4 tRNA genes and 3 rRNA genes are annotated in these 5,955 nt (G+C 51.1%); all 7 read right to left on the bottom strand.

What is annotated here, in order from left to right:
• Window positions 1-4: 4 nt before the first annotated feature.
• A 5S ribosomal RNA gene (gene rrf / locus ON16_RS14765) occupies window positions 5-120 on the bottom strand.
• Between the two features lie 137 nt (window positions 121-257).
• A tRNA-Glu gene (locus ON16_RS14760) sits at window positions 258-332 on the bottom strand.
• 175 nt (window positions 333-507) lie between these two features.
• A tRNA-Lys gene (locus ON16_RS14755) sits at window positions 508-583 on the bottom strand.
• 106 nt (window positions 584-689) lie between these two features.
• Window positions 690-3,532: ribosomal RNA gene (locus tag ON16_RS14750) — 23S ribosomal RNA — on the bottom strand.
• Window positions 3,533-3,855: 323 nt separating this feature from the next.
• A tRNA-Ile gene (locus ON16_RS14745) sits at window positions 3,856-3,932 on the bottom strand.
• Window positions 3,933-3,943: 11 nt separating this feature from the next.
• Window positions 3,944-4,019, bottom strand: a tRNA-Ala gene (locus ON16_RS14740).
• A gap of 127 nt (window positions 4,020-4,146) precedes the next feature.
• A 16S ribosomal RNA gene (locus ON16_RS14735) occupies window positions 4,147-5,676 on the bottom strand.
• Together the 16S, 23S and 5S rRNA genes with 4 tRNA genes alongside form the textbook arrangement of a ribosomal RNA operon.
• Window positions 5,677-5,955: the final 279 nt, after the last annotated feature.

Genomic DNA, 5,955 nt, shown 5'->3' with positions numbered 1-5,955 from the left:
TTTGTGTTGGCGCTACCTGTCTTCCCGGGCCGTTGCCAGCCAAGTATTGTGGGCAGAAGCGAGCTTAACTACCGTGTTCGGAATGGGAACGGGTGGACCCTCGCTCTAATCAGCACCAACTTCTCACCTTTCGGCCTGTATGCAATGCACACATGTCGAAAAAGACGTGGGATGCGTGGGGTATTTATGTTATCCGTTTCCGGAAACAAACTGTATTATAAAGGACTGCGTTGTTCTTGTCAAGAACCTTTTTTTACTGGTGACCCGTACCGGATTCGAACCGATGTTAACGGCGTGAGAGGCCGCTGTCTTAACCACTTGACCAACGGGCCATGTCGTCGGAAGAAACTGCGCACAATTCGCTTCCGGCTCTGCCAAAAGCTCATTCCGCTCCGTTCTTCCTCCCCTTCCTCGTCAAACGCTTTGCTGGTTTGACTCGGAACAAAGGTACGAATGGATTTTCCTCATCCGAGGTGTACCCGCATTGAGTACACCTCAAATGAGCTTTGGTGCACCTTCACGGACTCGAACCGGGGACCCACTGATTAAGAGTCAGTTGCTCTACCAACTGAGCTAAAGGTGCGGATCGCTGTAAGAAGGATTCTCAAGAGAATCAATTTCCTCTTTTGCACCCTCAAAACCGAACAATGTATGTTTTCATTCTTTAAGGCTCATTGCCTGCACAATTGTAGGTCAAGCCCTCGGGCGATTAGTACCAGTCAGCTACACACATTACTGCGCTTCCACCTCTGGCCTATCAAACAGGTAGTCTTCCTGTGCCCTTACTTCTCACGAATGAGAGATCTTATCTTAGGGAGAGTTTCACGCTTAGATGCCTTCAGCGTTTATCTCGTCCATACATAGCTACCCAGCTATGCCCTTGGCAGGACAACTGGTGCACCAGAGGTATGTCCATCCCGGTCCTCTCGTACTAAGGACAGCTCCCTTCAAATCTCTTACGCCCGCAACAGATAGGGACCGAACTGTCTCACGACGTTCTGAACCCAGCTCGCGTGCCACTTTAATCGGCGAACAGCCGAACCCTTGGGACCGAATACAGCCCCAGGATGTGACGAGCCGACATCGAGGTGCCAAACCTCCCCGTCGCTGTGGACGCTTGGGGGAGATCAGCCTGTTATCCCCAGGGTAGCTTTTATCCGTTGAGCGATGGCACTTCCACTTGCATACCACCGGATCACTAACTCCAACTTTCGTTCCTGCTCGACCCGTCGGTCTCGCAGTCAGGCTCGTTTATGCGTTTACACTCACTGCACGATTTCCGTCCGTGCTGAACGAACCTTTGAGCGCCTCCGTTACTCTTTAGGAGGCGACCGCCCCAGTCAAACTGCCCACCTAACAGTGTCCCCCGACCCGATTCAGGGCCGCAGGTTAGAAAATCAGCAATTCAAGAGTGGTATCCCACCATCGACTCCACACGAGCTGACGCCCGTGCTTCCATGTCTCCCACCTATCCTGTACATGAATTACCGATTTCCAGTATTAAGCTGCAGTAAAGCTCCATGGGGTCTTTCCGTCTAGTTGCGGGTAACCGGCATCTTCACCGGTACTACAATTTCGCCGGGAGGGCTGTTGAGACAGTGCCCAAATCATTACGCCTTTCGTGCGGGTCAGAACTTACCTGACAAGGAATTTCGCTACCTTAGGACCGTTATAGTTACGGCCGCCGTTTACCGGGGCTTCAATTCAATGCTTCGGGTTGCCCCTGACATCTCCTCTTAACCTTCCGGCACCGGGCAGGCGTCAGCCCATATACGTCATCTTTCGATTTAGCATAGACCTGTGTTTTTGGTAAACAGTTGCTTGGGCCTATTCACTGCGGCCTCTTTCGAGGCTCCCCTTCTTCCGAAGTTACGGGGTCAACTTGCCGAGTTCCTTAACAACCCTTCTCCCGTTGGCCTTAGGATTCTCTCCTCATCTACCTGTGTCGGTTTGCGGTACGGGCACCTTAGTATACGCCAGAGCTTTTCTCGCCTCCAGACATCGCGGACTTCGCTACTATAATTTCGCTCCCTTACGCCCGGGGCAACCAACGCCCGGGTTCCGCTATTCTGAAGTGTCCCTCTGGTTTAAAGTTCGGTGGCTACGGAATTTCTACCGTATGTGCATCGACTACGCCTTGCGGCCTCGCCTTAGCCCCCGGCTTACCTTGGGCGGACGAACCTTCCCCAAGAAACCTTAGATTTTCGGCCATCATGATTCCCACATGATTCTCGCTACTCATTCCGGCATTCTCACTTCCATACTGTCCACCGCTGCTTACGCTACGACTTCACCCTGTATGGAACGCTCCCCTACCACTGTCATTACTGACAATCCTAAGCTTCGGTTGTATGCTTAGCCCCGTTACATTTTCCGCGCAGAACCACTCGACCAGTGAGCTATTACGCACTCTTTTAATGTGTGGCTGCTTCTGAGCCAACATCCTGGTTGTTTTCGCAATTCCACATCGTTTTCCACTTAGCATACATTTGGGACCTTAGCTGTAGGTCTGGGCTGTTTCCCTTTTGACAATGAAACTTATCTCACACTGTCTGACTGCTAACCATCAATTAGCCGGCATTCTGAGTTTGATAGGCGTTGGTAACCTTATCGGCCCCTCTACCATTCAGTGCTTTACCTCCGGTAATCTAAGTTAACGCTAGCCCTAAAGCTATTTCGGGGAGAACCAGCTATCTCCGAGTTCGATTGGAATTTCACCGCTACCCACAAGTCATCCGCCACCATTGCAACGGGGGTCGGTTCGGTCCTCCATGGGGCTTTACCCCCACTTCAACCTGCTCATGGGTAGGTCACCCGGTTTCGGGTCTATGGCAACGAACTTTTTACGCCCTATTCAGACTCGCTCTCGCTGCGCCTCCGGTACTGAATACCTTAAGCTTGCTCGTTACTATAACTCGCCGGACCGTTCTACAAAAAGTACGCCATCACGCATTAACGCGCTTTGACTGCTTGTAAGCACAAGGTTTCAGGTTCTCTTTCACTCCCCTCCCGGGGTCCTTTTCACCTTTCCCTCACGGTACTGCTCCTCTATCGGTCACTGAGTAGTATTTAGGCTTGGAGGGTGGTCCCCCCAGTTTCCCACCGGGTTTCACGTGTCCAGCGGTACTCTGGATACCAGCCAATCTACATCGCCTTTCGTCTACGGGACTCTCACCCTGTATCGTCGGCCTTCCCATGCCGTTCGACTAGACTAGTAGATCTTATGCCGGTCCACAACCCCGGAGAATAAATCCTCCGGTTTGGCCTCTTCCGCGTTCGCTCGCCACTACTTGCGGAATCTCTGTTGATGTCTTTTCCTCGCCCTACTTAGATGTTTCAGTTCAGGCGGTTCCCTTCCTACACCTATTTGATTCAATGCAGGATGACTGGATATTGTCCAGCCGGGTTTCCCCATTCGGAAATCTGCGGATCAATGGATATTTGCTCCTCCCCGCAGCTTATCGCAGCTTGTCGCGTCCTTCTTCGGCTCTCAGTGCCAAGGCATTCCCCTTGCGCTCTTATTAGCTTGACCTTCGTCGGCTTCTTGTCCTTGCGGACTCGTGCCAACTATCGTCATTAGAGATTTGGTTCTCTATGAGTAATCATGCAGGCAATCACAAAGATTTTTTCGTTCGAAACTGTAATTGTTACCCTTCATCTAAATAGATGTTGTTCCACAATTAAAATATCTTGCTATTTTCCACAACCAATTTCTTGATTTATGAAAAACCTCTCTGTTGCCTTACTTCATTCTTCATACATTGTTCAGTTTTCAAGGTGCAATCTCCTGACTTTTGAAGCCAGATTGAAACACTCAATCCCTTGAATGCTTCAATCCAACAGCAAAACACTGTTTGGTGGGCCCGAGTGGGCTCGAACCACCGACCTTGCGATTATCAGTCGCACGCTCTAGCCAGCTGAGCTACGGGCCCCTATCAACTTTTGGTGGAGAATAACGGGATCGAACCGTTGACCTCCTGAATGCAAATCAGGCGCTCTCCCAGCTGAGCTAATCCCCCGTCGATCTCCCAAGACACCGCCTTCGGACGTATGCCCTCTAAATTAAACAACGTAACTACTCCATCTGCTCCAGCGGCTGACCTTAGGAAGTTACAGCGCTTTATTCAAACGCTGAGTTCTCCTTAGAAAGGAGGTGATCCAGCCGCACCTTCCGATACGGCTACCTTGTTACGACTTCACCCCAATTATCGAACCCACCTTCGACCGCGCCCTCTTTGCAGTTAGGCTACGGGCTTCGGGTGTTCCCGACTCTCATGGTGTGACGGGCGGTGTGTACAAGGCCCGGGAACGTATTCACCGCGGCATTCTGATCCGCGATTACTAGCGATTCCGACTTCACGTAGGCGAGTTGCAGCCTACGATCCGAACTGAGACGGCTTTTAGGGGTTCGCTCTGCCTCACGGCTTTGCATCCCTCTGTTGACCGCCATTGTATTACGTGTGTAGCCCAGGACATAAGGGGCATGATGATTTGACGTCGTCCCCACCTTCCTCCGTTTTGTCAACGGCAGTCTCGCTAGAGTGCTCTTGCGTAGCAACTAACAATAGGGGTTGCGCTCGTTGCGGGACTTAACCCAACATCTCACGACACGAGCTGACGACAACCATGCACCACCTGTCTCTACTTTCCCCGAAGGGCACCTGACGTATCTCTACCTCGTTAGTAGGATGTCAAGTCCTGGTAAGGTTCTTCGCGTTGCTTCGAATTAAACCACATAATCCACCGCTTGTGCGGGCCCCCGTCAATTCCTTTGAGTTTCAACCTTGCGATCGTACTCCCCAGGTGCAATACTTATTGTGTTAACTGCGGCACGCAGGGGGTCAGTCCCCGCACACCTAGTATTGATCGTTTACAGCGTGGACTACCAGGGTATCTAATCCTGTTTGCTCCCCACGCTTTCGCGCCTCACCGTCAGTTGTCGTCCAGTAATCCGCCTTCGCCACTGGTGTTCTTCCTTATATCTACGCATTTCACCGCTACACAAGGAATTCCGATTACCTCTCCGATACTCAAGAAAAGCAGTTTCAAATGCAGTTTGGAGGTTGAGCCTCCAGATTTCACATCTGACTTGCCTTCCCGGCTACACGCCCTTTACACCCAGTAAATCCGGACAACGCTTGCCACCTACGTATTACCGCGGCTGCTGGCACGTAGTTAGCCGTGGCTTATTCAACAGGTACCGTCTTCTTCTCTTCCCTGTTAAAAGAAGTTTACAACCCGAAAGCCTTCTTCCTTCACGCGGCGTTGCTGGGTCAGACTTGCGTCCATTGCCCAATATTCCCCACTGCTGCCTCCCGTAGGAGTCTGGGCCGTATCTCAGTCCCAATGTGGCCGGTCAACCTCTCAGTCCGGCTACTGATCGTCGCCTTGGTGGGCCGTTACCCCACCAACTAGCTAATCAGACGCGAGGCCATCTTTCAGCGATAAATCTTTGACAGCAAGGGGATGTCCCCTCGCTGCTTCATGCGGTATTAGCAGTCGTTTCCAACTGTTGTCCCCCTCTGAAAGGCAGGTTCCTCACGCGTTACTCACCAGTCCGCCACTAAACATTCCTCTTCATTGGCCGAAACCTCTGTCAAGGGTGTTCCGTTCGACTTGCATGTGTTAAGCACGCCGCCAGCGTTCGTCCTGAGCCAGGATCAAACTCTCTATAAAATGGTATCAAAACGAATCGTTTCCAATTCGATCTAATCTTTTACAGAGCTATCATCATAGCTTCATGTTTTATAGTTACAAGTCCCAGTAATTGACTTAACCCGGCCTTGCAACTTCTTCGGCGACACCTCGTGATTTCTCACAAAGCGTCTACCGCTGGTGCTTTCTTTTTCGTTACGTTGTTTAATTTACAAGGTACACGCCGTTTCGGCGGAACACTGTTCATTATACAGGACTTTCGACCTTTTGTCAAGAAGTTTTTTAACTCTTTTTGACAGC

Source organism: Oscillibacter ruminantium GH1, assembly GCF_000307265.1.
GTDB classification, from domain to species: domain Bacteria; phylum Bacillota; class Clostridia; order Oscillospirales; family Oscillospiraceae; genus Oscillibacter; species Oscillibacter ruminantium.
The sequence above is the reverse complement of the archived record's forward strand: the minus strand, read 5'-3'. Positions and strand labels throughout refer to the sequence as shown.